Below are 22,275 nucleotides of genomic sequence, written 5' to 3'. Positions count from 1 at the left end.
TGGCCAAGATCCTCGACTGATAAAAAACTTCCTGGAACTGGCTGGCGGTACAATGCCGCTGGCCTTTTCCCATGTTCCAGGGCGCATGCGCCCATCGCTCTTTTAAGGAAATATCATGCAGAACCAGAAGATCCGTATCCGCCTGAAGGCTTTCGACTATCGCCTGATCGACCAGTCGGCAGCCGAAATCGTGGATACCGCCAAGCGTACCGGCGCGATCGTCAAGGGCCCGGTGCCCCTGCCGACCCGCATCCAGCGCTTCGACATCCTGCGTTCGCCGCACGTCAACAAGACCAGCCGCGATCAGTTCGAGATCCGCACTCACCAGCGCCTGATGGACATCGTCGATCCTACCGACAAGACCGTTGACGCACTGATGAAGCTCGACCTGCCGGCAGGCGTCGACGTCGAAATCAAGGTGTAAAGCCATTCCGCGCAAGGCCGCCCCAGGCGGCCTCGGGCAACGAAAACGGCGAACTTCGGTTCGCCGTTTTTGTTTTTGCGCGCCTCCTCCTCGTACCGTCCCGGCGCGGCCCCTTCCTCATGCCGGCCCGCGCCGCCGCAGCGTCTGTCCCGGCGCTTCGCCGAAGCGCTTGCGGTATTCCATGCTGAACCGTCCCAGGTGGCTGAAGCCCCAGCGCAAGGCCGCCGCCGTGACCGAATCGATGGTCTTGTCGCCGAGCAGGTCGTGCCGCACGCGCTCGAGCCGGACCGCGCGCAGGTAGGCCATCGGGCTGATGCCGCGATGCTCGCGGAAGCCCGCGTACAGCCCGCGCAGGCTGACCCCGGCCACCTCCGCCAGCACGGCGGGCGTGAGCGGCGCGTGGGCATGCGCGTGGATGTATTCCTCGACCCGCCTGACGTGGCGCGGCGCCAGCGGCTTGCCGCGCGCCTGCAGCGCCTCGCTGAGATTGTGCGGCTGCACCGTCAGCAGCGTGCCGATCACCAACTGCTCGAGCTGGCAGGCGGTCAGCGGATGGCGCGCCGTGTCCGGCGCCTGCGCCAGCAGGTCCGCCAGGTAGTGCATCAACTGGTACCACGCCGCCGCGCGCCGCCACGCCATGCCGAGCTGGAAGCGCAGCGCCTGCCGCGGCGGGTGCCCGAGGTGGGCCGCGCAGACCCGCTCCAGCGCGCTGCGCTCCACGCGCACGATCAACTGGTCGCTGTCTTGGCTCCAGCGCATCCGCACCGGATCGGCGGGCGTGAGCACCGAGGCCGTGTCGCGGTCGGAAACGATCCGCTGCGCGCCGCAGTGGATCTCGGCGCTGCCGCCGACCGGCATCTGCACCAGCAGGAAATCCTCGAGCGGCCCCGGCTCGATGCGCACCTCGGCCCCGTAGGCCAGCCGGTTGAACGATACCGCGCCGAGCGGCGCGTGATGCATGCGTGCGGCCAGCGTCGTGCCGGCAATGGCGAGCCGGTGCGGCTTGAAGACGGCGCCGACCGCGGCGCGCGTGCGGGCGTGGTCAGCCGAGGCGAACACCAGCCTGCTCGGGTCTGACAGCAAGGCACCGGCCAGCGGCTCGGCGGCCGTGGCGGCGGGGGGCTGCGGCATGGTCTCGCTCCTCGGCGTCATGGCGCGCCGTTGCTGAAGGGGCTGCATGGTCGGCGCGGCGCCGCCGCGCAGCGCGCGGCCCGGCGCCCGCGCGGGCCGGCGGACGGATTCCTTCGCACCACTATAGTGGATTGCCGCGCGGCGGCGGCGGCGCGGCGCTTGCCCGGCCCGGCATTTTCCTGCACTAATCGGATAGCCGCTGCAGCCGGCGGCTAGTTTGCTGCGGTGCGGATCGCCCATCATGCAATCCGGCACCGCAGCCCCGCCCCCCAACCAGACAAGAAGGAGCGCCATTCATGGGCCAGACCATCCAGATCCACGCCGCCGACGGCGGCGGCACGTTCAGCGCCTACCTGGCCACCCCCGCCGCGGGCAAGGGCCCGGGCATCGTGCTGTGCCAGGAAATCTTCGGCGTCAACGCCACCATGCGGGCGGTGGCGGACTACTACGCCGAGGAGGGTTACACGGTGCTGGTGCCGGACCTGTTCTGGCGCATCGCGCCCGGCATCGAGCTGGGCGACCGCGGCGCGGACTTCCAGCGCGCGCTCGGCCTCTACCAGCAGTTCGACGAAGCCGCGGGCGTGCGGGACGTGGGCGCCGCGCTGGCCGCGCTGCGCGCGCGCCCGGAATGCGCGGGACAGACCGGCGTGCTGGGTTTCTGCCTGGGCGGCAAGCTGGCCTATCTCGCCGCCTGCCGCCTGGACGGCGTGGCCTGCGCGGTGGCGTACTACGGCGTGGGCATCGAGCGCGCGCTCGACGAAGCCCGCCATGTGCGCGGCCGCCTGGTGCTGCACGTGGCCGGCAGCGACGGCTTCTGCCCGCCCGAGGCGCAGGCGCGGATCCGCGACGCGCTGGGCGCCCGCGAGAACGTCGAGCTGTACGTCTATCCCGGCGCCGACCATGCGTTCGCGCGCGCCGGCGGCGAGCACTACGACCGCCCCGCCGCGCTGATGGCGCACCAGCGCTCGATCGCCGCGCTGCGCGCCGAGATGGGCCCGCACTACGATTTCTCGGCGCTGTGGGACAAGCATTGCGAATACGAATTCGCCACGCGCGACGTCGACGCCACGATGGCGACGATGGTGGCCCAGCCCTACGTCAACCACATCCCGACCATGACCGGCGGCGTGGGCCACGGCCAGCTCAGGCGCTTCTACGCCAACCACTTCGTCCACAGCAACCCGCCCGACACCACGCTGATCCCGCTGTCGCGCACGGTGGGCGCCAGCCAGATCGTCGACGAGCTGCTGTTCTGCTTCACCCATACCTGCGAGATCGACTGGATGCTGCCCGGCGTGCCGCCCACCGGCAAGCGCGTGGAGATCCCGCTGATCGCCATCGTCAAGTTCCGCGGCGACAAGCTCTACCACGAGCACATCTACTGGGACCAGGCCAGCGTGCTGGTGCAGATCGGCAAGCTCGATCCCGCCGGGTTGCCGGTGGCCGGCGTGGAAACGGCGCGCAAGCTGCTCGACGAGACGCTGCCGTCGAACACGCTGATGGCGCGCTGGCGGGAGAGCGAGGGCAAGTAGCCCGCGCGCGCCCGGCATCCCGCCGCGACGCATCCGACGCATCCGGCGTATCCATCGCATAGCAAAGAAAAGGGCGTGCCCGCGCGGCGCGGGCAACGCCTCACATCAGGAGACAACGTCATGAAAGGACTGCAGGACAAGGTCGCCATCGTCAGCGGCGGCGCCACCCTGATCGGGGCCGGCGTGGCCAGGGCCTTCGTACGGGCCGGCACGCGCGTGGCCATTCTCGACATCGACGCGGCCGGCGGCGCGCGCATCGCCGCCGAGCTCGGCGAGGGGGCGCTGTTCGTGCGCACCGACATCACCGACGACGCCCAGGTCGCAGCGGCCGTGGCCGAGGTGTCGCGGCATTTCGGCGGCATCGACTACCTGGTCAACCTCGCCTGCACCTACCTCGACGACGGCTTCCGCTCGACGCGCCGCGACTGGCTTGCCGCGCTCGACGTCAACGTGGTGTCCGGCGCGATGCTGGCGCAGGCCGTGCACGGCGCCATGCGCGCGCGCGGCGGCGGCGCCATCGTCAACTTCACCAGCATCTCGGCCGGCGTGGCGCAGACCGGGCGCTGGCTCTATCCCGCCTCCAAGGCCGCGATCCGCCAGCTCACGCGCAGCATGGCGATGGACCTGGCGCCCGACCGCATCCGCGTCAACGCGGTCTCGCCGGGCTGGACCTGGTGCCGGCTGATGGATGAAGTCAGCGGCGGCGACCGCGCGCGCACCGACCGCGTGGCGGCGGACTTCCATCTGCTCGGCCGTGCCGGCGAGCCGGACGAGGTGGCGCAGGTGGTGCTGTTCCTGTGCTCCGACCACGCCAGCTTCGTCACCGGCGCCGACTACGCCGTGGACGGCGGTTATGGCGCGATGGGGCCGGAGCAGAACGTTCCCGCCATTCCCCGCCTGGCCGGCTGAAGCGACTTGTCCACATCGAGGAGATCGTCATGAGCCAACGCATTGCCATCGTCGGCGCCGGCCAGTCCGGCCTGCAGATGGCCCTCGGCCTGCAGGCCCGGGGCTACCGGGTCACGCTGATGACCAACCGCACGCCGGAGCAGGTGCGCGCGGGCAAGGTCATGTCCAGCCAGTGCATGTTCGACCGCGCGCTGCAGTGCGAGCGCGAACTCGCGCTCGACTGGTGGGGCGATACCTGTCCGCCGGTCGAAGGCATCGGCCTGGCGGTGCCGCATCCCGAGCAGCCCGGCGCGAAGCTGATCGACTGGGCCGCGCGCCTCGAGCGGCCGGCGCAGGCCGTGGACCAGCGCCTGAAGATGCCGGCCTGGATGGAAGCCTTCGCGCAGCGCGGCGGCGACCTGCGCATCGCCGATGCGGGCATCGCGGAGCTCGAGGCGCTGGCCGCGGAGCACGACCTGGTGCTGCTTGCCGCCGGCAAGGGCGAGATCGTCAACCGCTTCGAGCGCGACGCCGCGCGCAGCCCGTTCACCGCGCCGCAGCGCGCGCTGGCGCTGACCTACGTGAACGGCATGCGCCCGGGCAGCCCGTTCTCGCGCGTGGCCTTCAACCTGATCCCGGGCGTCGGCGAATACTTCGTCTTCCCGGCGCTGACGCTGGGCGGGCCCTGCGAGATCATGGTGTTCGAAGGCGTGCCGGGCGGCCCGATGGACCGCTGGGCCGAGGCGCGCACGCCGGAGCAGCACCTCGCCGAGAGCCTGCGCATCCTGCGCACCTGGCTGCCGTGGGAGGCCGAGCGCTGCGAAGCCGTGACGCTGACCGACGAGCAGGGCATCCTGGCCGGGCGCTTCACGCCGACCGTGCGCCGCCCGGTCATGACGCTGCCGTCCGGGCGGCTGGTGTTCGGCATGGCGGACGCGGTGGTCGTCAACGACCCCATCACCGGCCAGGGCTCGAACAACGCCGCCAAATGCTGCAAGGTCTATCTCGACGCCATCGTCGCCCACGGCGAGCGCGCCTTCGACGCCGGCTGGATGGAGCGGACCTTCGCGCGCTACTGGCAATACGCCGGCGACGTGGTCAACTGGACCAACTCGCTGCTCACGCCGCCGCCGCCCCACATCCTGGCCCTGCTCGGCGCGGCCGGGCAGGCGCCGGCACTGGCCGCGCGCATCGCCAACGGCTTCGACAACCCGCCGGACTTCTTCCCGTGGTGGGCCGACGCCGCGGCGTGCCAGCAGATGATCGAGCGGCACCTGCCGCGGGCGGCCTGAGATGGCGGCGGCCGCCACCGGCGACGCGCGCGCGCTGCGGCGCGCCTGCGGGCGCTATGCCACGGGCGTGGCGGTCATCGGCGCGTGCGGCGCCGGCGGCCGTCCGCTCGGCCTGACCGTCAACTCGTTCGCCTCGCTGTCGCTGGCGCCGCCGCTGATCCTGTGGAGCCTGGCCCTGCATTCGCCGAGCGCCGCGCACTTCGCGCCCGGCGCCGCCTTCGGCATCAGCATCCTGCGCGCGGGGCAGGGCGAGCTCGCGCGCCGCTTCGCCACGCCCGCGGCGGACAAGTTCGCCGGCGTCGCGCACCGGCGCTGCCCGCGCGGCGTGCCCTACCTGGCGGACGCGCTGGCCACGCTGGCATGCCGGGTCGAGCGCGCCGACCCGGTCGGCGACCATCTGCTGATCGTCGGCGCGGTCGAGGGGTTTGAAGCCGGGGAGGGCGAGCCGCTGGTGTTCTATGGCGGCGAATTCGTCCGCATCGGCGACGCCGCGGGCCGCTGAAGCCCCGCATGACGCCGCCATCGGCCGGCAAAAGTAGCGGAAAACGTCACAAAGCAACACGCGGCGCCGCGACGTGCGGCGACATTCCACGCCGTGCTTGCTCTTTCCAAACCAGTGCGATATAGTGTAAGGCTACCCGTTTGTCTATGGGTAGTGGGCTGGCCGTTTTGGCCGCGCGCCGTCTTCTTTAGCGCAAGCCCGCGCACTGCAAACGCAGTTTGCACACACAGTTTTCGTGTATCAATCAGCCCCGGCCAATCGCAGCTGGGAATGGAGCAAACCATGAGCCTTGGCCTTGTAGGTCGCAAGGTTGGCATGACCCGTATTTTCACGGACGACGGTGATTCGATTCCCGTTACCGTGGTCGAGGTCGGCGACAACCGCGTGACGCAAATCAAGACGGACGAGACCGACGGTTATACCGCGGTTCAAGTCACTTTCGGCGCACGCCGCGCCAGTCGCGTCACCAAGCCGCTGGCGGGTCATCTCGCCAAAGCTGGTGTCGAAGCCGGCGAAATCATCCGCGAATTCCGTATCGATGCCGCCAAGGCGGGCGAACTGCAAGCTGGCGGTTCGCTGTCGGTCGACCTGTTCGAAGTCGGTCAGAAGATCGACGTGCAGGGCGTCAGCATCGGTAAGGGCTACGCCGGTACCATCAAGCGCCACCACTTCGCATCCGGTCGTGCCACCCACGGTAACTCGCGTTCGCACAACGTGCCGGGTTCCATCGGTATGGCGCAGGATCCGGGCCGTGTGTTCCCCGGCAAGCGCATGACGGGCCACCTGGGTGACGTCACCCGCACCGTCCAGAACCTGGAAATCGCCAAGATCGACGCAGAGCGCAAGCTGCTGCTGGTCAAGGGCGCGATCCCCGGTTCCAAGGGCGGCAAGGTCATCGTGACCCCGGCCGTCAAGGCCAAAGCCAAAGCTTAAGGAGCGAATCAATGGAACTCAAGCTCCTCCAGGACAATGGCCAAGTCGGCGCGGGCGTTGACGCCTCGCCCGAAGTCTTCGGCCGTGACTACAACGAAGCCCTCGTTCACCAGATCGTCGTCGCTTATCAGGCCAACGCTCGCAGCGGCAACCGTAAGCAGAAGGATCGTGAAGAGGTCAAGCACACGACCAAGAAGCCGTGGCGCCAGAAGGGTACGGGCCGTGCCCGTGCCGGTATGTCTTCCTCGCCGCTGTGGCGCGGGGGCGGCCGCATCTTCCCGAATTCGCCGGAAGAGAACTTCAGCCAGAAGGTCAACAAGAAGATGTTCCGTGCCGGCATGCGCTCGATCTACTCGCAGCTCGCACGTGAAGGTCGTATCAACGTGGTGGACGGTTTCACCGTCGATGCGCCCAAGACCAAGCTCTTGGCCGACAAGTTCAAGGCCATGGGCCTGGACTCGGTGCTGATCATCACCGACAGCCTCGACGAAAACCTCTACCTGGCTTCGCGCAACCTGCCGCACGTGGCGGTTGTCGAGCCGCGCCAGGCTGACCCGCTGTCGCTCGTGCACTACAAGAAGGTGCTGGTGACCAAGGCAGCCGTCGCGCAGATCGAGGAGTTGCTGAAATGACGCAAGTAGCCAAGAACGATCATCGTTTGATGCAGGTGCTGCTCGCGCCGGTGGTTTCCGAAAAGGCAACCCTGGTCGCCGACAAGAACGAACAAGTCGTGTTCGAAGTCGCTCGCGATGCCAACAAGGCAGACGTGAAGGCGGCGGTCGAGCTGCTGTTCAAGGTCGAGGTGCAGTCCGTTCAGATCCTGAACCAAAAGGGCAAGCAAAAGCGCTTTGGCCGCTTCATGGGGCGTCGCAACCACGTGAAGAAGGCTTACGTTTCGCTGAAGCCGGGTCAGGAAATCAATTTTGAAGCGGAGGCCAAGTAATCATGGCACTCGTCAAGACCAAGCCGACGTCCCCGGGCCGTCGCTCGATGGTGAAGGTTGTCAATCCCAACCTGCACAAGGGCGAGCCCCACGCTCCGCTGCTGGAAAAGCAATTCCAGAAGTCGGGCCGCAACAACAACGGTCACATCACCACCCGCCACAAGGGCGGTGGTCATAAGCACCACTACCGCGTGGTCGACTTCAAGCGCAACGACAAGGACGGCATCCCCGCCAAGGTCGAGCGCCTGGAATACGATCCGAACCGCAGCGCCAACATCGCGCTGGTGCTGTTCGCCGACGGCGAGCGCCGCTACATCATCGCCACGAAGGGCATGGTGGCCGGCCAGGCCGTGCTGAACGGCTCGGAAGCGCCGATCAAGGCCGGCAACAACCTGCCGATCCGCAACATCCCGGTCGGCACCACGATCAACAACGTGGAAATGCTGCCCGGCAAGGGTGCCCAGATCGCGCGCGCCGCCGGCGGTTCCGCCGTGCTGCTGGCTCGCGAAGGCATCTACGCCCAGGTGCGCCTGCGCTCCGGCGAAGTGCGCCGCGTGCACATCGAATGCCGCGCCACCATCGGTGAAGTCGGCAACGAAGAGCACAGCCTGCGCGTCATCGGCAAGGCCGGTGCCACCCGCTGGCGCGGTATCCGCCCGACGGTGCGTGGTGTCGTGATGAACCCGGTGGATCACCCGCACGGTGGTGGTGAAGGCAAGACCGCCGCTGGTCGCGATCCGGTTTCGCCGTGGGGTACCCCGGCCAAGGGTTACCGTACCCGCAGCAACAAGCGCACTGCCAGCATGATCGTGCAGAAGCGCCACAAGCGTTAATCGGTAGGTAGGAGCCTAGACATGACACGTTCCGCAAAAAAGGGTCCGTTCTGTGACGCCCACCTGCTGAAAAAGGTGGAAGCGGCTGCAGGCGGCAAGGACAAGAAGCCCATCAAGACTTGGTCGCGTCGCTCGACCATTCTGCCGGAATTCATCGGCCTGACGATCGCCGTTCACAACGGCCGTCAACACGTGCCGGTGTACGTTTCGGAAAACATGGTCGGCCACAAGCTCGGCGAATTTGCGCTCACCCGCACGTTCAAGGGCCACGCGGCTGACAAGAAAGCGAAGAGGTAAGGTGCCATCATGGAAGTGAAAGCGATTCATCGCGGTGCCCGCATCTCCGCCCAGAAAACTCGCCTGGTCGCCGACCAGATCCGCGGTCTGCCGATCGAGCGCGCGCTCAACGTCCTGACGTTCAGCCCGAAAAAGGCTGCCGGGATCGTGAAGAAGGTGGTCGAATCGGCCATCGCCAACGCCGAGCACAACGAAGGCGCCGACATCGACGAACTGAAGGTCAAGACCATCTTCGTCGACAAGGCAACCTCGCTCAAGCGCTTCACGGCACGAGCCAAGGGCCGCGGCAACCGTATCGAGAAACAAACCTGTCACATCACTGTGACGCTCGGCAACTAAGGAGTCACGATGGGACAGAAGATTCATCCGACTGGCTTCCGTCTGGCCGTCAGCCGTAACTGGGCTTCGCGTTGGTACGCCAACAACACGAAGTTCGCCGGCATGCTGAAGGAAGACATCGAAGTTCGCGAGTTTCTGAAGAAGAAGCTCAAGAACGCTTCGGTTGGCCGCGTCGTCATCGAGCGCCCCGCCCGCAACGCACGTCTGACCATTTACAGCTCGCGTCCGGGCGTGGTCATCGGCAAGAAGGGCGAGGACATCGAACTGCTCAAGGCCGAGCTGCAACGCCGCATGGGTGTGCCCGTGCACGTGAACATCGAGGAAATCCGCAAGCCGGAAACCGATGCGCAGCTGATCGCCGACTCGATCACCCAGCAGCTCGAGCGCCGCATCATGTTCCGCCGCGCCATGAAGCGCGCGATGCAGAACGCGATGCGCCTCGGTGCCCAGGGCATCAAGATCATGAGCGCCGGTCGCCTGAACGGCATAGAAATCGCACGTACCGAATGGTACCGCGAAGGCCGTGTGCCCCTGCACACCCTGCGCGCCGACATCGACTACGGCTTCTCCGAAGCAGAAACCACCTACGGCATCATCGGTGTCAAGGTGTGGGTCTACAAGGGTGATCACCTCGGCCGCAACGACGCGCCGGTGGTGGAAGAGCCGCAAGACGAACGTCGCCGCCGTCCGGGCCGTCCCGAAGGCCGCCGCCGCGAAGGCGAAGGCCGTCCGGGTGGCAACCGCCGCGGTGGTGCTGGTGGCGCCGGTGCCGGTCGCCGCGCTGCGCCTGGCGCAGATGCGAAGAGTGGAGAATAACGATGCTGCAACCTAAGCGCAGAAAATACCGCAAGGAGCAGAAAGGCCGCAACACGGGTAAGGCTACCCGTGGCAACGCCGTGTCTTTCGGTGAATTCGGCCTGAAGGCAATGGGCCGTGGCCGTCTGACGGCCCGCCAGATCGAGTCGGCACGTCGTGCGATGACCCGTCACATCAAGCGTGGCGGCCGCATCTGGATCCGGATTTTCCCGGACAAGCCGATCTCGAAGAAGCCCGCCGAAGTCCGTATGGGTAACGGTAAGGGTAATCCGGAATACTACGTGGCAGAAATCCAGCCGGGCAAGATGCTGTACGAAATGGATGGCGTGACCGAAGAGCTGGCACGTGAGGCGTTCCGCCTCGCGGCTGCCAAGCTGCCGATCGCCACCAATTTCGTGGTGCGCCAGGTCGGGACGTAAGGAGAGCAGGGATGAAAGCATCCGAACTTCGCGGCAAGGACGCCGCCGGGCTGAACCAGGAGCTCTCCGAGCTGCTGAAGGCCCAATTTAGCCTGCGCATGCAAAAGGCCACCCAACAGCTGCAGAACACCAGCCAGCTGAAGAAGGTGCGCAAGGACATCGCGCGGGTGCAAACCGTGCTGAACGAGAAGGCGACCACGAAATGACTGAAACTGCACAAACGGAATCGTCGCTTCGCCGCACTCTGGTCGGCCGTGTAGTCAGCGACAAGATGGACAAGACCGTCACGGTCCTGATCGAAAACCGCGTCAAGCATCCTCTGTACGGCAAGTACGTGCTGCGTTCGAAGAAGTACCACGCACACGACGAAGCCAACCAGTACAAGGAAGGCGACAAGGTCGAGATCCAGGAATCGCGTCCGCTGTCGCGGACCAAGTCCTGGGTGGTTTCCCGTCTGGTCGAAGCTGCGCGCGTCATCTAAAAAACCACACGGTTTTCGGTTGACTTGCGAGTCCAGGGTTATGTGCTATAATCCTGGACTTCCGCTTTGTTGCATTCGCCTTAGCACCATCACCACGGCGAATCGACTGGGCGAACCTAGGCCGAGCGGCTCCTGATTAACCATGTTCAGGCCGCCTGGTAACTACCGACTTCAAAGTTGATCAACCCAAACGGTTGCTGGCGCAAAGCCGGAGGCCGACGGGACCAAGACTGACCGGCGGGCGTTGCCCGGTGGATTAAGTTGGGAAGATAACACCATGATTCAGACAGAAAGCCGGCTCGAAGTGGCCGATAACACTGGTGCGCGCGAAGTTCTGTGCATCAAAGTGCTGGGTGGGTCCAAGCGCCGCTATGCGAGCGTGGGCGACATCATCAAGGTGACCGTCAAGGACGCAGCGCCGCGCGGTCGCGTGAAGAAGGGCGATATTTACAATGCCGTCGTCGTTCGCACCGCCAAGGGCGTGCGCCGTGCCGATGGTTCGCTCGTCAAGTTCGACAGCAATGCCGCTGTCCTGCTGAACACCAAGCTCGAGCCGATCGGCACCCGTATCTTCGGGCCGGTGACTCGTGAACTCCGTACCGAGCGCTTCATGAAGATCGTGTCGCTCGCGCCGGAAGTGCTGTAAGGAGCCGCCATGAACAAGATTCGCAAAGGCGACGAAGTCATCGTCCTGACCGGCAAAGACAAGGGCAAGCGCGGTACCGTGCAAGCCATGCTCGGCGACAAGGTCGTGGTTGAAGGCGTGAACGTTGCCAAGAAGCATGCACGTCCGAACCCGATGCTGGGCACCACCGGTGGTGTGGTCGACAAGGTCATGCCGCTGCATATTTCCAACGTTGCGCTCGTGGATGCCAATGGCAAGCCGTCGCGCGTCGGCATCAAGGTGGAAGACGGCAAGCGCGTGCGCGTGCTGAAGACCACCGGCGCCGTCGTGGCAGCTTGATTCTGGGCAAGGATAGGAGTTGAGCATGACAGCACGTCTGCAAGAGTTTTACAAAGAACAGGTCGTACCGAAGCTGATCGAACAGTTCGGCTACAAGTCGGTCATGGAAGTGCCGCGCATCACCAAGATCACCCTGAACATGGGCCTTGGCGAAGCCATCAATGACAAGAAGGTCATTGAGCTGGCCGTGGGCGACCTGACCAAGATCGCCGGCCAGAAGCCGGTGGTGACGAAGGCCAAGAAGGCAATCGCAGGCTTCAAGATCCGCCAGGGTTATCCCATCGGCGCGATGGTGACGCTGCGCGGCGAACGCATGTTCGAATTCCTGGATCGTTTCGTGACCGTGGCGCTGCCGCGCGTGCGCGACTTCCGTGGTGTGTCGGGCCGCTCGTTCGATGGTCGTGGCAACTACAACATCGGTGTGAAAGAGCAGATCATTTTCCCCGAAATCGAGTACGACAAGATCGACGCGCTGCGCGGTCTGAACATCAGCATCACGACGACGGCTAAGAATGACGAGGAAGCCAAGGCGCTCCTCGGTGCATTCAAGTTCCCGTTCCGTAATTAAGGGGTTACCGTGGCTAAATTGGCTCTGATTGAACGTGAGAAGAAGCGCGCAAGGCTCGTGGCGAAGTATGCCGGGAAGCGCGCATCCCTCAAGGCCATTATCGACGACCAGGAAAAGTCGGAAGAAGAGCGTTATGGCGCTCGTCTGGAGCTGCAGCAGCTCCCGCGCAACGCGAATCCGACCCGTCAGCGCAATCGCTGCGCGATCACCGGTCGTCCCCGCGGTACCTTCCGCAAGTTTGGCCTGGCGCGTAACAAGATCCGTGAAATCGCCTTCCGTGGCGAAATCCCGGGTCTGACGAAAGCCAGCTGGTAATTACGCACAGGCTACAGGAGAAACAGTATGAGCATGAGCGATCCTATCGCCGATATGCTGACGCGCATCCGCAACGCCCAGGGCGTGCAGAAGGCGTCGGTTGTCATGCCGTCGTCGAAGCTGAAAGTGGCAATCGCCAAGGTCCTGAAGGACGAAGGCTACATCGACGACTACGCCGTGCAGGAAGATGGCGGCAAGGCACAACTGAGCATCGGTCTGAAGTACTACGCCGGCCGTCCGGTCATCGAGCGCATCGAACGCGTCTCGAAGCCCGGCCTGCGCGTGTACAAGGGCCGCAGCGACATCCCCCAAGTGATGAACGGCCTGGGCGTCGCGATCATCTCGACCCCGCAGGGTCTGATGACCGATCGCAAGGCACGTGCCACTGGCGTGGGCGGCGAAGTTCTCTGCTACGTCGCGTAAGGAGTAACCATGTCCCGTGTAGGTAAGGCTCCCATCGCGCTGCCCAAAGGCGCAGAAGTCAATGTGGCGGCCGGCGTGCTCTCCGTTAAGGGCCCGCTCGGCACGCTGACGCAGCCGATTCACAGCCTGGTGCAGGTCAAGGTCGAAAACGACACGCTGACCTTCGTCCCGGCCGACGAATCGCGCGAAGCAAACGCACTGCAGGGCACCATGCGCGCCCTGGTGGCCAATATGGTCAAGGGTGTGACCACCGGTTTCGAGCGCAAGCTGAACCTGGTCGGCGTGGGCTACCGTGCCCAGCTGCAAGGTACCGCGCTCAAGCTCCAGCTTGGTTTCTCGCACGACGTGATCCATGCGATGCCGGAAGGCGTGACGGCGACAACGCCCACGCAGACCGAGATCATCATCAAGGGTGCGGACAAGCAGAAAGTCGGTCAGGTTGCCGCGGAAGTTCGCGCGTACCGTCCGCCTGAGCCCTACAAGGGCAAGGGCGTTCGCTACTCGGACGAGCGCGTCATCCTGAAGGAAACCAAGAAGAAGTAAGGGGTGCAATCATGAACAAGAAAGACGCTCGTTTGCGCCGTGCACGTCAGACCCGCGCCAAGATCGCGGAACTGAAAGTCAATCGTCTGACCGTGTTCCGTACGAATTCGCATATTTACGCCCAGGTCTACTCGCCGTGCGGCACGCAAGTGCTGGCTTCGGCTTCGACCGTCGAGGCAGAAGTGCGCAAGGAACTGACCGGCAGCGGTGCTACCGCCGCCGCTGCGAGCCTGATCGGCAAGCGCATCGCCGAGAAGGCGAAGGCTGCCGGCGTGGAGACCGTTGCGTTCGATCGCGGCGGCTTCCGCTTCCACGGTCGCGTGAAGGCCCTGGCCGACGCTGCGCGTGAAGCCGGCCTCAAGTTCTAAGCGCACAAAGAGAGATACGTCATGGCAAAGATGCAAGCAAAAGTCCAGCAGGACGAACGCGACGACGGCCTCCGCGAGAAGATGATCTCGGTCAACCGCGTCACCAAGGTGGTGAAGGGCGGCCGGATTCTCGGTTTCGCTGCGCTGACCGTGGTCGGTGACGGCGATGGCCGCATCGGCATGGGCAAGGGCAAGGCCAAGGAAGTGCCGGTGGCAGTTCAGAAGGCAATGGACGAAGCCCGTCGCAAGATGGTCAAGGTCTCGCTCAAGAACGGCACGCTGCAACACGAAGTCGTGGGCAAGCACGGCGCCGCCAAGGTGCTGATGATGCCGGCCAAGGAAGGTACCGGCGTGATCGCCGGCGGCCCGATGCGCGCGATTTTCGAAGTGATGGGCGTCACCAACGTGGTGACCAAGTCGCACGGCTCGACCAATCCGTACAACATGGTTCGCGCCACGCTGGACGGTCTTCAGAAGATGAGCACGCCGGGCGAGATCGCCGCGAAGCGCGGCAAGTCGGTCGAAGACATCCTCGGTTAAGGAGTCGGACGAAATGTCGCAACAAACCGTAAAAGTGCAACTCGTGCGCAGCCTGATCGGCACGCGCGAGGATCATCGCGCCACCGTCCGTGGCCTGGGCCTGCGCCGCATCAACTCGGTGTCGGAGCTGCAGGACACGCCCGCCGTGCGCGGCATGATCAACAAGGTGTCGTACCTGGTCAAGGTTCTGGCCTGATACCGGACACGGAGAGCAAGATGCAACTGAACAACCTGAAACCGGCCGCCGGTTCGAAGCACGCCAAGCGTCGCGTCGGCCGCGGTATCGGCTCCGGCCTGGGCAAGACTGCCGGTCGTGGCCACAAGGGTCAGAAGTCGCGTTCGGGCGGCTTCCACAAGGTCGGCTTCGAAGGCGGTCAAATGCCGCTGTATCGTCGCCTGCCGAAGCGCGGCTTCACCTCGCTGACGAAGGAATTCACCGCCGAGGTGAGCCTGCGCGACATCGAGCGTCTGGAAGCGGCCGAAGTGGACCTGCTGGTTCTGAAGCAGGCTGGCCTGGTGGCTGATCTGGTCAAGAGCGCCAAGGTCATCAAGGCCGGTGAGCTGACCCGCAAGGTGACGATCAAGGGTCTGGGTGCCACCGCTGGCGCCAAGGCTGCGATCGAAGCCGCCGGCGGTCAGATCGCGGCGTAATTTAGCAGCTGATTTCGCAGCATAGGCGAGTCACAGTCGGAGCATCGTTTGGCCACGGCGAAACCCAATGCAAGCACGCAAGCCAAGAACACGGCGAAGTACGGCGACCTCAAGCGCCGGCTGATGTTCCTGGTGCTGGCCTTGATCGTGTACCGCATCGGAGCGCATATTCCGGTGCCGGGCATCGATCCTGAACAGCTCGCGAAGCTTTTCCAGAGTCAGTCGGGTGGCATCCTCGGGATGTTCAACCTGTTCTCGGGCGGTGCGCTGTCGCGCTTTACCGTCTTCGCGCTCGGCATCATGCCGTACATCTCGGCGTCGATCATCATGCAGTTGCTGACGATCGTGCTGCCGCAGCTGGAGTCGCTGAAGAAGGAAGGGCAGGCGGGTCAACGCAAGATCACGCAGTACACGCGCTACGGCACGGTGGTCCTGGCCACCTTCCAGGCGCTGTCGATCGCGGTCGCGCTGGAATCCCAGCCCGGCCTCGTGATCGACCCGGGGCTGATGTTCCGGGCCACGGCGGTGATCACGCTGGTGACCGGCACGATGTTCCTGATGTGGCTGGGTGAGCAGATCACCGAGCGGGGTCTGGGCAACGGCATCTCGATCATCATCTTCGGCGGTATCGCGGCGGGCCTGCCCAACGCGATCGGCGGTCTCTTCGAGCTGGTTCGCACCGGTTCGATGAGCATCATCGCGTCGATCCTGATCGTGGCGATCATCGCCGGCGTGACTTTCGCCGTGGTGTTCGTCGAGCGCGGCCAGCGCAAGATCCTGGTGAACTATGCCAAGCGTCAGGTCGGCAACAAGGTGTACGGCGGCCAGTCGTCGCACCTGCCGCTGAAGCTGAACATGGCCGGGGTGATTCCGCCGATCTTCGCATCGTCGATCATCCTGTTCCCGGCGACCATCGCGGGCTGGTTCACCTCTGACTCGACGGGCGCTGCGGGCCGGTTCATCAAGGACCTAGCGGCAACGCTGTCGCCGGGCCAGCCGGTCTACATCCTGCTGTACGCTGCTGCGATTGTATTTTTCTGCTTCTTCTATACGGCCCTGGTGTACAACAGCCGTGAAGTGGCGGACAACCTGAAGAAAAGCGGTGCCTTCATTCCGGGCATTCGTCCGGGCGAGCAGACGACGCGCTACATCGACAAGATCCTTGTGCGTCTGACGCTGGCTGGTGCGATCTACATCACACTGGTCTGCCTGTTGCCGGAATTCCTGGTACTGCGCTGGAACGTTCCGTTCTATTTTGGCGGAACCTCGCTGCTGATCATCGTGGTCGTCACGATGGATTTCATGGCCCAGGTCCAGTCCTATGTCATGTCGCAGCAATATGAGTCCCTGCTGAAGAAAGCGAATTTCAAGGGTAATTTGACCTTGCGCTGAAGCCGGGTCGGTACGGGCTAGGTATGGCAAAAGACGACGTCATCCAGATGCAGGGGGAGGTCCTGGAAAACCTTCCCAATGCGACGTTCCGAGTCAAACTGGAGAATGGCCACGTAGTGCTGGGCCACATCTCCGGGAAGATGAGAATGAACTACATCCGGATTCTTCCGGGTGACAAGGTGACGGTTGAGCTGACTCCATATGATCTGTCACGCGCGCGTATCGTCTTTCGGACGAAGTGAAGCGAACAGGAATTGAAGGAAGAGGAAAATCATGAAAGTGCTGGCTTCTGTTAAGCGCATTTGCCGCAACTGCAAAATCATCAAGCGCAACGGTGTCGTGCGCGTGATCTGCTCGTCGGATCCCCGCCACAAGCAACGCCAAGGCTAATCGTAAAGAGGATTGACGAATGGCACGTATCGCAGGGGTTAACATCCCGAACCACAAGCATACCGAGATCGGCCTGACGGCTATTTACGGTATCGGCCGCTCGCGCGCCCGCAAGATTTGCGAGGCCACCGGCGTTCCGTTTGACAAGAAGGTCAAGGACCTGACCGACGCCGACCTGGAAAAGCTTCGTGACGAAGTCGGCAAGGCCACGGTCGAGGGTGACCTGCGTCGTGAAACCACGATGAACATCAAGCGTCTGATGGACCTTGGTTGCTATCGTGGCGTCCGTCACCGCAGGGGCCTCCCGATGCGCGGTCAGCGCACCCGCACCAACGCCCGTACCCGCAAGGGTCCGCGTAAGGCCGGCGTGGCTCTGAAGAAGTAAAGCCGAAGGCAGAGGAAGAAACTAATGGCAAAAGGTCCGAACAACGCCGCCCAGCGCGCGCGTAAGAAGGTCAAGAAGAACGTTGCCGACGGCATTGCGCACGTCCACGCTTCGTTCAACAACACCATCATCACGATCACCGACCGTCAGGGCAACGCCCTGGCGTGGGCGACCTCGGGTGGCCAGGGCTTCAAGGGTTCGCGCAAGTCGACCCCGTTCGCAGCCCAGGTCGCAGCCGAGAACGCCGGCCGCGTGGCGCAAGACCAGGGCATCAAGAACCTGGACGTGCGCATCAAGGGCCCCGGCCCTGGCCGTGAATCCGCTGTCCGCGCGCTGAACGCGCTGGGCATCAAGATCTCGGTGATCGAAGACGTGACGCCGGTGCCGCACAACGGCTGCCGTCCGCCGAAGCGCCGCCGCATCTGAGCGACGCCGTCGTACCCGGATAGCCGGCGGGGTTTTCCTGCCGGTGTTCCGGTGTGGTACTATCGCACGTTCACCTGCTGCATCAGCTTTGCGGCAGGTTTTCGTTTTGCGCCTTGCGTTTGTCGGATCGAAGCCTTGTTCCGCGGCCCGGCGCAGCCAGTCATGCTTTTGCGCGCACCCTGCGGGGCGTGCGCTGGATAAGCCCACCGTCCGCCACTCGGCGCCCCGCAAGGGCGGAGCAGGCGGACTCGCGGCGCGTACAGAAGGCGCCGCGATCGATCAGGAAGGAAGATAAAGTGGCACGTTATATCGGCCCGAAGGCCAAACTCTCCCGCCGTGAAGGTACCGACCTGTTCCTGAAGAGCGCACGCCGCTCGCTTGCCGACAAGTGCAAGCTGGACAGCAAGCCGGGCCAGCACGGCCGCACCTCCGGTGCACGCACCTCCGACTACGGCAACCAGCTGCGTGAAAAGCAGAAGGTCAAGCGCATCTACGGCGTGCTCGAGCGCCAGTTCCGCCGCTACTTCGCCGAAGCCGACCGCCGCAAGGGCAACACCGGCGAGAAGCTGCTGCAACTGCTGGAATCGCGCCTGGACAACGTCGTCTACCGCATGGGCTTCGGCTCGACCCGCGCCGAAGCGCGCCAGCTGGTCTCGCACAAGGCGATCCTGCTGAACGGCCAGGCCCTGAACGTGCCGTCGGCACAGGTCAAGGCCGGTGACGTCATCACCATCCGCGAGCAGTCGAAGAAGCAAGTCCGCATCGCCGAGGCCCTGTCGCTGGCCGAGCAGTCGGGTTTCCCGCAATGGGTCAGCGTTGACGCGAAGAAGTTCGAAGGCACGTTCAAGCAAGTGCCGGATCGCGCCGATATCTCGGGTGACATCAACGAAAGCCTGATCGTCGAATTGTATTCGCGCTAATCGCTCGAATCTGTCCGACACCATCGAACGGTCAGGGGCTTGCGTTTCCCGTCAAGCTTCACTTTCAGCCCGACGCGCTGCCGCGCGCCGGGCTTATTGCCCATCGTACGATGGGATTTTCAGGTTCCATACGTCAGCCTTATCGGTGTAACGAGCCGAGGGTATTGAAAAGGACAACCTAATGCAAACAGCACTCCTCAAGCCTAAAATCATCGCCGTAGAGCCGCTGGGCGACCACCACGCCAAGGTCGTGATGGAGCCGTTCGAGCGTGGCTACGGCCATACGCTCGGTAACGCCCTGCGTCGCGTGCTGCTGTCGTCGATGGTCGGCTACGCCCCGACCGAAGTCACGATCGCTGGGGTGGTCCACGAGTACTCCACCATCGATGGCGTGCAGGAAGACGTGGTCAACCTGCTGCTCAATCTGAAGGGCGTGGTCTTCAAGCTGCACAACCGCGACGAAGTCACGGTGTCGCTGCGCAAGGAAGGCGAAGGCGTGGTCACGGCTGCCGACATCGAGCTGCCGCACGACGTCGAGATCATCAACCCCGGCCACGTGATCGCTCACCTGTCGGCCGGCGGCAAGCTCGACATGCAGATCAAGGTCGAGCAGGGCCGCGGCTACGTGCCGGGCAACGTGCGCAAGTTCGGCGACGAATCGGGCAAGGTCATCGGCCGCATCGTGCTGGACGCCTCGTTCTCGCCGGTGCGCCGCGTGTCGTACGCGGTGGAATCGGCCCGCGTCGAGCAGCGTACCGACCTCGACAAACTGGTCATGAACATCGAGACCGACGGCGTGATCTCGCCCGAGGAAGCGATCCGCCAGTCGGCCCGCATCCTGGTCGACCAGCTGTCCGTGTTCGCCGCGCTGGAAGGCACCGAGTCGTCGGCGGAAGCCGCCTCGAGCCGCACGCCGCAGATCGACCCGATCCTGCTGCGCCCGGTCGACGACCTGGAGCTGACGGTGCGCTCGGCCAACTGCCTGAAGGCCGAGAACATCTACTACATCGGCGACCTGATCCAGCGTACCGAGAACGAGCTGCTGAAGACCCCGAACCTGGGTCGCAAGTCGCTCAACGAAATCAAGGAAGTGCTGGCTTCGCGCGGCCTGACCCTTGGCATGAAGCTCGAGAACTGGCCGCCCGCAGGCCTCGAGAAGTAATGTCGCGGCGTGCCGCGCGGGGCTGGTCCCCGCACGGCGCGCGGCGATTCCGGCAGCCGGCATGTGCCGGCCGCTTCAACCGACTACCGGCCCGCGCCGAACCGGGGAATGTCCCGGCCAAGCGATAGAAGAGCTGGTCAAACATTGCAATAAAGGAATCATCATGCGTCACCGTCATGGTTTGCGGAAACTGAACCGCACCTCGTCGCACCGTCTCGCGATGCTGCGCAACATGTCCAACTCGCTGTTCCAGCACGAGCTGATCAAGACCACCCTGCCCAAGGCCAAGGAACTGCGCAAGGTCGTCGAGCCCCTCATCACGCTGGCCAAGAAGGACACCGTTGCCAACCGCCGCCTGGCCTTCGCCCGCCTGCGCGACCGCGACATCGTCACCAAGCTGTTCACCGAACTGGGCCCGCGCTACAACGCCCGTCCGGGTGGCTACACGCGTATCCTGAAGTTCGGCTTCCGCCAGGGCGACAATGCGCCGATGGCGCTGGTCGAGCTGGTCGACCGTCCGGAAATCACCGAAGCCCCGGCCGAAGAAGCCGCGGAATAAGGTCGATGCCGTCCCGCCGCCGCGACCATCGGTCCCGGCGGCAGGCGCGGACACCGCTTACAATCGAGCCAGGCTGATGCCTGGCTCTTTTGTTTTGCGGAGCCGCGTGGCGAGTGAGAGACGAGCGATGAGCGACGGCGAGATGGGCGAAACGGGCGAAACGGGCGGGACCGGCGATCCGGGCGCGGCGGACGATCCGGGCCGGACGATGCTGCTGGTGATGACGGCGCTGCCCGATGCCGAGGCCGCCGCGCGCGTGGCGCGCGCCGTGCTCGCGTCGCGCCTGGCGGCCTGCGTGAACCGGCTCGCGCCGTGCGAGTCGGAATACTGGTGGCGCGGCCAGCTCGAGACCGCCAGCGAATGGCCGCTGCTGATCAAGACCACGCGCGACCGCTACGCCGCGCTGGAAGCGGCGATCCGCCAGGCCCATCCCTACGAGGTGCCGGAGATCGTCGCGCTGCCCGTGGCGGCGGGCTTCGCGCCCTACCTCGCCTGGGTGGCCGCGGAAACGCGCCCGGCCGCAGGCGGGGACACACAGGCGTAGCAACGGCCGGCCGCGGCGGCGATGCCCGCGGCGGTCGGATGAACCAACGATTTTCAAGGACAGAGCATGGGTTTCGCAGTGGCGTCGGGCGCGTTTGGCCACCGGTTCGCGGTGGTGCGGCAAAGTGCCGCGGCGCGTTTCCTGGTTGCGCTGTCGGCGGCGCTGCTGGCCGTGCTTTGCCTCTGCCTCGGCGGCACCGCGCATGCCGCGAGCGAGGACGATTTCCTGCCGCCCGAGCAGGCCTTCCGCTTTGCCGCGCGCCAGCTGGACCCGCAGACCGTCGAGGTCCGCTTCGACGTGGCCGACGGCTACTACCTCTACCGCGACCGCTTCGCGTTCGCCGCGCAGCCGGCCTCGGTCAGGCTCGGCACGCCGGTCTTTCCGCCCGGCAAGGTCAAGTTCGACGAGACCTTCGGCAAGGAGATGGAGACCTATCACGGCGGCGTGACCATCCGCGTGCCGGTCGCGTCGCTGCCCGCCGACGGCAAGTGGTCGCTGGCGGTGACTTCGCAGGGCTGCGCCGACAAGGGCCTGTGCTACCCGCCGCAGGAGCACGTCTTCAAGGTCGGCGGCGGCATGCTGGACGGCCTGTTCGGCAAGCGCGCCAGGCCCGAGTCCAGCCCCGCGGGCGCCGCCGCCCAGGCGGAAGGCGCGGGTAGCGTCGGCAGTGCCGACAGTGTCGGCGCCGCGCCGGCCGCTCCGGCTCCCGCCGCGCGCCTGCCGGCCGCGGTGGATGAGAACGACCGCATCGCCGGCGCGCTGGCCAGCCGCAACCTCGGTCTGGTCGCCGCGCTGTTCTTCGGCCTCGGCCTGCTGCTGACCTTCACGCCGTGCGTGCTGCCGATGGTGCCCATCCTGTCTTCCATCGTGGTGGGCGAGCACGTCACGCGCGGCCGCGCGCTGCTGGTGTCGCTGTCCTACGTGCTCGGCATGGCGGTGGTCTACACCGGCGTCGGCGTGGCCGCCGGCCTGCTCGGCGAAGGCCTGTCGGCGGCGTTGCAGGCGCCCTGGGTGCTGGCGTTGTTCGCCGCGCTGATGGTGGCCCTGTCGCTCTCCATGTTCGGCCTGTACGAGCTGCAGTTGCCGCAGCACTGGCAGGCCCGCCTGACCGAATCGTCCAACCGCCGCCAGGGCGGGCAACTGGTGGGCGCCGCGGTCATGGGCGCGATCTCCGCGCTGATCGTCGGCCCCTGCGTGACGGCGCCGCTGGCGGGCGCGCTGGCCTATATCGCGCGCACCGGCGACGCCGTCACCGGCGGCGGCGCGCTGTTCGCGATGGCGCTCGGCATGGGCGT

At 65.2% G+C, this 22,275-nt stretch carries 36 protein-coding genes; 35 read left to right on the top strand and 1 reads right to left on the bottom strand.

All coding sequences use genetic code 11. The features are described from left to right. Positions 1 to 115: 115 nt before the first annotated feature. Positions 116 to 424, top strand: coding sequence for a 30S ribosomal protein S10 (rpsJ, locus tag K206_RS0118425; protein ID WP_006160488.1), 309 nt, complete (start codon positions 116 to 118; stop codon positions 422 to 424). Positions 425 to 541: 117 nt separating this feature from the next. Here the strand turns inward: rpsJ and K206_RS0118420 are convergent, their stop codons facing one another. After that, entirely contained in the window at positions 542 to 1,555 is a 1,014-nt protein-coding gene (locus K206_RS0118420) for an AraC family transcriptional regulator (protein WP_020203863.1), read from the bottom strand. A gap of 296 nt (positions 1,556 to 1,851) precedes the next feature. On the opposite strand from K206_RS0118420, the gene K206_RS0118415 reads away from it, so the two are divergent. The 34 genes from K206_RS0118415 to dsbD form a co-directional block, all read left to right on the top strand. After that, positions 1,852 to 3,087, top strand: coding sequence for a dienelactone hydrolase family protein (locus K206_RS0118415; RefSeq protein WP_020203862.1), 1,236 nt, complete (start codon positions 1,852 to 1,854; stop codon positions 3,085 to 3,087). A gap of 120 nt (positions 3,088 to 3,207) precedes the next feature. Then, positions 3,208 to 3,996 carry an SDR family oxidoreductase gene (locus tag K206_RS0118410; protein WP_020203861.1) on the top strand — a complete coding sequence of 263 codons (789 nt, stop codon included), beginning with the start codon at positions 3,208 to 3,210 and terminating at the stop codon, positions 3,994 to 3,996. Positions 3,997 to 4,025: 29 nt separating this feature from the next. Further along, a complete protein-coding gene (locus K206_RS0118405; protein WP_020203860.1) occupies positions 4,026 to 5,267 on the top strand; it encodes a styrene monooxygenase/indole monooxygenase family protein in 1,242 nt (413 codons plus the stop codon). A gap of 1 nt (position 5,268) precedes the next feature. Beyond that, positions 5,269 to 5,769: a flavin reductase family protein gene (locus K206_RS0118400; protein WP_020203859.1), complete on the top strand. Its 501-nt coding sequence runs from the start codon at positions 5,269 to 5,271 to the stop codon at positions 5,767 to 5,769. A gap of 282 nt (positions 5,770 to 6,051) precedes the next feature. Beyond that, positions 6,052 to 6,702 carry a 50S ribosomal protein L3 gene (rplC, locus tag K206_RS0118395; protein WP_020203858.1) on the top strand — a complete coding sequence of 217 codons (651 nt, stop codon included), beginning with the start codon at positions 6,052 to 6,054 and terminating at the stop codon, positions 6,700 to 6,702. 11 nt (positions 6,703 to 6,713) lie between these two features. Beyond that, on the top strand, positions 6,714 to 7,334 hold the full coding sequence (rplD, locus tag K206_RS0118390; protein ID WP_029043793.1) for a 50S ribosomal protein L4: 621 nt from the start codon (positions 6,714 to 6,716) through the stop codon (positions 7,332 to 7,334). Next, positions 7,331 to 7,645, top strand: coding sequence for a 50S ribosomal protein L23 (gene rplW / locus K206_RS0118385; protein WP_006160473.1), 315 nt, complete (start codon positions 7,331 to 7,333; stop codon positions 7,643 to 7,645). The genes rplD and rplW overlap by 4 nt, the downstream gene beginning before the upstream one ends. Positions 7,646 to 7,647: 2 nt before the next feature. After that, positions 7,648 to 8,478 (top strand): 50S ribosomal protein L2, encoded by an 831-nt coding sequence (gene rplB / locus K206_RS0118380; RefSeq protein ID WP_020203854.1) that lies wholly within the window; start codon positions 7,648 to 7,650, stop codon positions 8,476 to 8,478. A gap of 21 nt (positions 8,479 to 8,499) precedes the next feature. Continuing rightward, positions 8,500 to 8,775: a 30S ribosomal protein S19 gene (gene rpsS / locus K206_RS0118375; RefSeq protein WP_029043792.1), complete on the top strand. Its 276-nt coding sequence runs from the start codon at positions 8,500 to 8,502 to the stop codon at positions 8,773 to 8,775. Between the two features lie 9 nt (positions 8,776 to 8,784). Further along, the gene (rplV, locus tag K206_RS0118370) at positions 8,785 to 9,114 is read left to right on the top strand and encodes a 50S ribosomal protein L22 (RefSeq protein WP_020203852.1); all 330 of its coding nucleotides are present in this window, start codon (positions 8,785 to 8,787) and stop codon (positions 9,112 to 9,114) included. A 9-nt stretch (positions 9,115 to 9,123) separates the two neighbouring features. Beyond that, complete coding sequence (rpsC, locus tag K206_RS0118365; protein WP_020203851.1) at positions 9,124 to 9,930, top strand: 30S ribosomal protein S3; 807 nt, start codon at positions 9,124 to 9,126, stop codon at positions 9,928 to 9,930. Positions 9,931 to 9,932: 2 nt separating this feature from the next. Further along, the gene (gene rplP, locus K206_RS0118360; RefSeq protein ID WP_006160465.1) at positions 9,933 to 10,349 is read left to right on the top strand and encodes a 50S ribosomal protein L16; all 417 of its coding nucleotides are present in this window, start codon (positions 9,933 to 9,935) and stop codon (positions 10,347 to 10,349) included. Between the two features lie 11 nt (positions 10,350 to 10,360). Further along, positions 10,361 to 10,555, top strand: a complete 195-nt coding sequence (gene rpmC / locus K206_RS0118355; protein ID WP_020203850.1) for a 50S ribosomal protein L29 — start codon at positions 10,361 to 10,363, stop codon at positions 10,553 to 10,555. Beyond that, positions 10,552 to 10,830: a 30S ribosomal protein S17 gene (gene rpsQ / locus K206_RS0118350; protein WP_020203849.1), complete on the top strand. Its 279-nt coding sequence runs from the start codon at positions 10,552 to 10,554 to the stop codon at positions 10,828 to 10,830. The genes rpmC and rpsQ overlap by 4 nt, the downstream gene beginning before the upstream one ends. 277 nt (positions 10,831 to 11,107) lie before the next feature. Further along, positions 11,108 to 11,476 carry a 50S ribosomal protein L14 gene (rplN, locus tag K206_RS0118345; RefSeq protein WP_017225233.1) on the top strand — a complete coding sequence of 123 codons (369 nt, stop codon included), beginning with the start codon at positions 11,108 to 11,110 and terminating at the stop codon, positions 11,474 to 11,476. Positions 11,477 to 11,485: 9 nt separating this feature from the next. Then, positions 11,486 to 11,794 carry a 50S ribosomal protein L24 gene (rplX, locus tag K206_RS0118340; RefSeq protein ID WP_017225232.1) on the top strand — a complete coding sequence of 103 codons (309 nt, stop codon included), beginning with the start codon at positions 11,486 to 11,488 and terminating at the stop codon, positions 11,792 to 11,794. Between the two features lie 25 nt (positions 11,795 to 11,819). Further along, entirely contained in the window at positions 11,820 to 12,362 is a 543-nt protein-coding gene (gene rplE / locus K206_RS0118335) for a 50S ribosomal protein L5 (RefSeq protein WP_020203848.1), read from the top strand. A 9-nt stretch (positions 12,363 to 12,371) separates the two neighbouring features. Then, positions 12,372 to 12,677: a 30S ribosomal protein S14 gene (rpsN, locus tag K206_RS41685; RefSeq protein WP_081651439.1), complete on the top strand. Its 306-nt coding sequence runs from the start codon at positions 12,372 to 12,374 to the stop codon at positions 12,675 to 12,677. Between the two features lie 27 nt (positions 12,678 to 12,704). Beyond that, a complete protein-coding gene (gene rpsH / locus K206_RS0118330; RefSeq protein ID WP_010812384.1) occupies positions 12,705 to 13,100 on the top strand; it encodes a 30S ribosomal protein S8 in 396 nt (131 codons plus the stop codon). Between the two features lie 9 nt (positions 13,101 to 13,109). Then, a complete protein-coding gene (gene rplF, locus K206_RS0118325; protein WP_020203847.1) occupies positions 13,110 to 13,643 on the top strand; it encodes a 50S ribosomal protein L6 in 534 nt (177 codons plus the stop codon). Between the two features lie 11 nt (positions 13,644 to 13,654). Next, positions 13,655 to 14,011 (top strand): 50S ribosomal protein L18, encoded by a 357-nt coding sequence (rplR, locus tag K206_RS0118320; protein WP_020203846.1) that lies wholly within the window; start codon positions 13,655 to 13,657, stop codon positions 14,009 to 14,011. A gap of 21 nt (positions 14,012 to 14,032) precedes the next feature. Further along, the gene (rpsE, locus tag K206_RS0118315) at positions 14,033 to 14,551 is read left to right on the top strand and encodes a 30S ribosomal protein S5 (protein WP_006160449.1); all 519 of its coding nucleotides are present in this window, start codon (positions 14,033 to 14,035) and stop codon (positions 14,549 to 14,551) included. Between the two features lie 13 nt (positions 14,552 to 14,564). Continuing rightward, positions 14,565 to 14,747 (top strand): 50S ribosomal protein L30, encoded by a 183-nt coding sequence (gene rpmD / locus K206_RS0118310; protein WP_006160440.1) that lies wholly within the window; start codon positions 14,565 to 14,567, stop codon positions 14,745 to 14,747. 20 nt (positions 14,748 to 14,767) lie between these two features. Then, positions 14,768 to 15,202: a 50S ribosomal protein L15 gene (rplO, locus tag K206_RS0118305; protein ID WP_020203844.1), complete on the top strand. Its 435-nt coding sequence runs from the start codon at positions 14,768 to 14,770 to the stop codon at positions 15,200 to 15,202. 48 nt (positions 15,203 to 15,250) lie between these two features. Continuing rightward, complete coding sequence (gene secY / locus K206_RS0118300) at positions 15,251 to 16,594, top strand: preprotein translocase subunit SecY (protein WP_020203843.1); 1,344 nt, start codon at positions 15,251 to 15,253, stop codon at positions 16,592 to 16,594. Between the two features lie 23 nt (positions 16,595 to 16,617). Then, positions 16,618 to 16,836 carry a translation initiation factor IF-1 gene (gene infA / locus K206_RS0118295; protein WP_010812378.1) on the top strand — a complete coding sequence of 73 codons (219 nt, stop codon included), beginning with the start codon at positions 16,618 to 16,620 and terminating at the stop codon, positions 16,834 to 16,836. Positions 16,837 to 16,867: 31 nt separating this feature from the next. Continuing rightward, a complete protein-coding gene (gene rpmJ, locus K206_RS41680; protein ID WP_008642959.1) occupies positions 16,868 to 16,984 on the top strand; it encodes a 50S ribosomal protein L36 in 117 nt (38 codons plus the stop codon). 19 nt (positions 16,985 to 17,003) lie between these two features. After that, positions 17,004 to 17,369: a 30S ribosomal protein S13 gene (gene rpsM / locus K206_RS0118290; RefSeq protein ID WP_020203842.1), complete on the top strand. Its 366-nt coding sequence runs from the start codon at positions 17,004 to 17,006 to the stop codon at positions 17,367 to 17,369. A 24-nt stretch (positions 17,370 to 17,393) separates the two neighbouring features. Next, a complete protein-coding gene (rpsK, locus tag K206_RS0118285) occupies positions 17,394 to 17,795 on the top strand; it encodes a 30S ribosomal protein S11 (protein WP_017225223.1) in 402 nt (133 codons plus the stop codon). A gap of 296 nt (positions 17,796 to 18,091) precedes the next feature. Next, on the top strand, positions 18,092 to 18,715 hold the full coding sequence (gene rpsD, locus K206_RS0118280; RefSeq protein WP_020203841.1) for a 30S ribosomal protein S4: 624 nt from the start codon (positions 18,092 to 18,094) through the stop codon (positions 18,713 to 18,715). 181 nt (positions 18,716 to 18,896) lie between these two features. Then, the gene (rpoA, locus tag K206_RS0118275) at positions 18,897 to 19,877 is read left to right on the top strand and encodes a DNA-directed RNA polymerase subunit alpha (RefSeq protein ID WP_017225222.1); all 981 of its coding nucleotides are present in this window, start codon (positions 18,897 to 18,899) and stop codon (positions 19,875 to 19,877) included. A gap of 163 nt (positions 19,878 to 20,040) precedes the next feature. After that, positions 20,041 to 20,436: a 50S ribosomal protein L17 gene (rplQ, locus tag K206_RS0118270; protein ID WP_029043791.1), complete on the top strand. Its 396-nt coding sequence runs from the start codon at positions 20,041 to 20,043 to the stop codon at positions 20,434 to 20,436. A 208-nt stretch (positions 20,437 to 20,644) separates the two neighbouring features. Further along, entirely contained in the window at positions 20,645 to 20,980 is a 336-nt protein-coding gene (gene cutA / locus K206_RS0118265; protein ID WP_043366869.1) for a divalent-cation tolerance protein CutA, read from the top strand. Between the two features lie 66 nt (positions 20,981 to 21,046). Further along, on the top strand, positions 21,047 to 22,275 hold a 1,229-nt coding region (dsbD, locus tag K206_RS38605; RefSeq protein WP_020203838.1), incomplete at its 3' end, for a protein-disulfide reductase DsbD.

Origin of the sequence: Cupriavidus sp. WS (assembly GCF_000395345.1) — a bacterium.
Classification (GTDB): domain Bacteria; phylum Pseudomonadota; class Gammaproteobacteria; order Burkholderiales; family Burkholderiaceae; genus Cupriavidus; species Cupriavidus basilensis_B.
The sequence above is the reverse complement of the archived record's forward strand: the minus strand, read 5'-3'. Positions and strand labels throughout refer to the sequence as shown.

Coding starts and splice junctions, on each gene's coding strand:
- rpsJ (WP_006160488.1), top strand. CDS start 116: ATGCAGAACCAGAAGATCCGTATCCGCCTGAAGGCTTTCGACTATCGC.
- K206_RS0118420 (WP_020203863.1), bottom strand. CDS start 1,555: ATGCCGCAGCCCCCCGCCGCCACGGCCGCCGAGCCGCTGGCCGGTGCC.
- K206_RS0118415 (WP_020203862.1), top strand. CDS start 1,852: ATGGGCCAGACCATCCAGATCCACGCCGCCGACGGCGGCGGCACGTTC.
- K206_RS0118410 (WP_020203861.1), top strand. CDS start 3,208: ATGAAAGGACTGCAGGACAAGGTCGCCATCGTCAGCGGCGGCGCCACC.
- K206_RS0118405 (WP_020203860.1), top strand. CDS start 4,026: ATGAGCCAACGCATTGCCATCGTCGGCGCCGGCCAGTCCGGCCTGCAG.
- K206_RS0118400 (WP_020203859.1), top strand. CDS start 5,269: ATGGCGGCGGCCGCCACCGGCGACGCGCGCGCGCTGCGGCGCGCCTGC.
- rplC (WP_020203858.1), top strand. CDS start 6,052: ATGAGCCTTGGCCTTGTAGGTCGCAAGGTTGGCATGACCCGTATTTTC.
- rplD (WP_029043793.1), top strand. CDS start 6,714: ATGGAACTCAAGCTCCTCCAGGACAATGGCCAAGTCGGCGCGGGCGTT.
- rplW (WP_006160473.1), top strand. CDS start 7,331: ATGACGCAAGTAGCCAAGAACGATCATCGTTTGATGCAGGTGCTGCTC.
- rplB (WP_020203854.1), top strand. CDS start 7,648: ATGGCACTCGTCAAGACCAAGCCGACGTCCCCGGGCCGTCGCTCGATG.
- rpsS (WP_029043792.1), top strand. CDS start 8,500: ATGACACGTTCCGCAAAAAAGGGTCCGTTCTGTGACGCCCACCTGCTG.
- rplV (WP_020203852.1), top strand. CDS start 8,785: ATGGAAGTGAAAGCGATTCATCGCGGTGCCCGCATCTCCGCCCAGAAA.
- rpsC (WP_020203851.1), top strand. CDS start 9,124: ATGGGACAGAAGATTCATCCGACTGGCTTCCGTCTGGCCGTCAGCCGT.
- rplP (WP_006160465.1), top strand. CDS start 9,933: ATGCTGCAACCTAAGCGCAGAAAATACCGCAAGGAGCAGAAAGGCCGC.
- rpmC (WP_020203850.1), top strand. CDS start 10,361: ATGAAAGCATCCGAACTTCGCGGCAAGGACGCCGCCGGGCTGAACCAG.
- rpsQ (WP_020203849.1), top strand. CDS start 10,552: ATGACTGAAACTGCACAAACGGAATCGTCGCTTCGCCGCACTCTGGTC.
- rplN (WP_017225233.1), top strand. CDS start 11,108: ATGATTCAGACAGAAAGCCGGCTCGAAGTGGCCGATAACACTGGTGCG.
- rplX (WP_017225232.1), top strand. CDS start 11,486: ATGAACAAGATTCGCAAAGGCGACGAAGTCATCGTCCTGACCGGCAAA.
- rplE (WP_020203848.1), top strand. CDS start 11,820: ATGACAGCACGTCTGCAAGAGTTTTACAAAGAACAGGTCGTACCGAAG.
- rpsH (WP_010812384.1), top strand. CDS start 12,705: ATGAGCATGAGCGATCCTATCGCCGATATGCTGACGCGCATCCGCAAC.
- rplF (WP_020203847.1), top strand. CDS start 13,110: ATGTCCCGTGTAGGTAAGGCTCCCATCGCGCTGCCCAAAGGCGCAGAA.
- rplR (WP_020203846.1), top strand. CDS start 13,655: ATGAACAAGAAAGACGCTCGTTTGCGCCGTGCACGTCAGACCCGCGCC.
- rpsE (WP_006160449.1), top strand. CDS start 14,033: ATGGCAAAGATGCAAGCAAAAGTCCAGCAGGACGAACGCGACGACGGC.
- rpmD (WP_006160440.1), top strand. CDS start 14,565: ATGTCGCAACAAACCGTAAAAGTGCAACTCGTGCGCAGCCTGATCGGC.
- rplO (WP_020203844.1), top strand. CDS start 14,768: ATGCAACTGAACAACCTGAAACCGGCCGCCGGTTCGAAGCACGCCAAG.
- infA (WP_010812378.1), top strand. CDS start 16,618: ATGGCAAAAGACGACGTCATCCAGATGCAGGGGGAGGTCCTGGAAAAC.
- rpmJ (WP_008642959.1), top strand. CDS start 16,868: ATGAAAGTGCTGGCTTCTGTTAAGCGCATTTGCCGCAACTGCAAAATC.
- rpsM (WP_020203842.1), top strand. CDS start 17,004: ATGGCACGTATCGCAGGGGTTAACATCCCGAACCACAAGCATACCGAG.
- rpsK (WP_017225223.1), top strand. CDS start 17,394: ATGGCAAAAGGTCCGAACAACGCCGCCCAGCGCGCGCGTAAGAAGGTC.
- rpoA (WP_017225222.1), top strand. CDS start 18,897: ATGCAAACAGCACTCCTCAAGCCTAAAATCATCGCCGTAGAGCCGCTG.
- rplQ (WP_029043791.1), top strand. CDS start 20,041: ATGCGTCACCGTCATGGTTTGCGGAAACTGAACCGCACCTCGTCGCAC.
- cutA (WP_043366869.1), top strand. CDS start 20,645: ATGCTGCTGGTGATGACGGCGCTGCCCGATGCCGAGGCCGCCGCGCGC.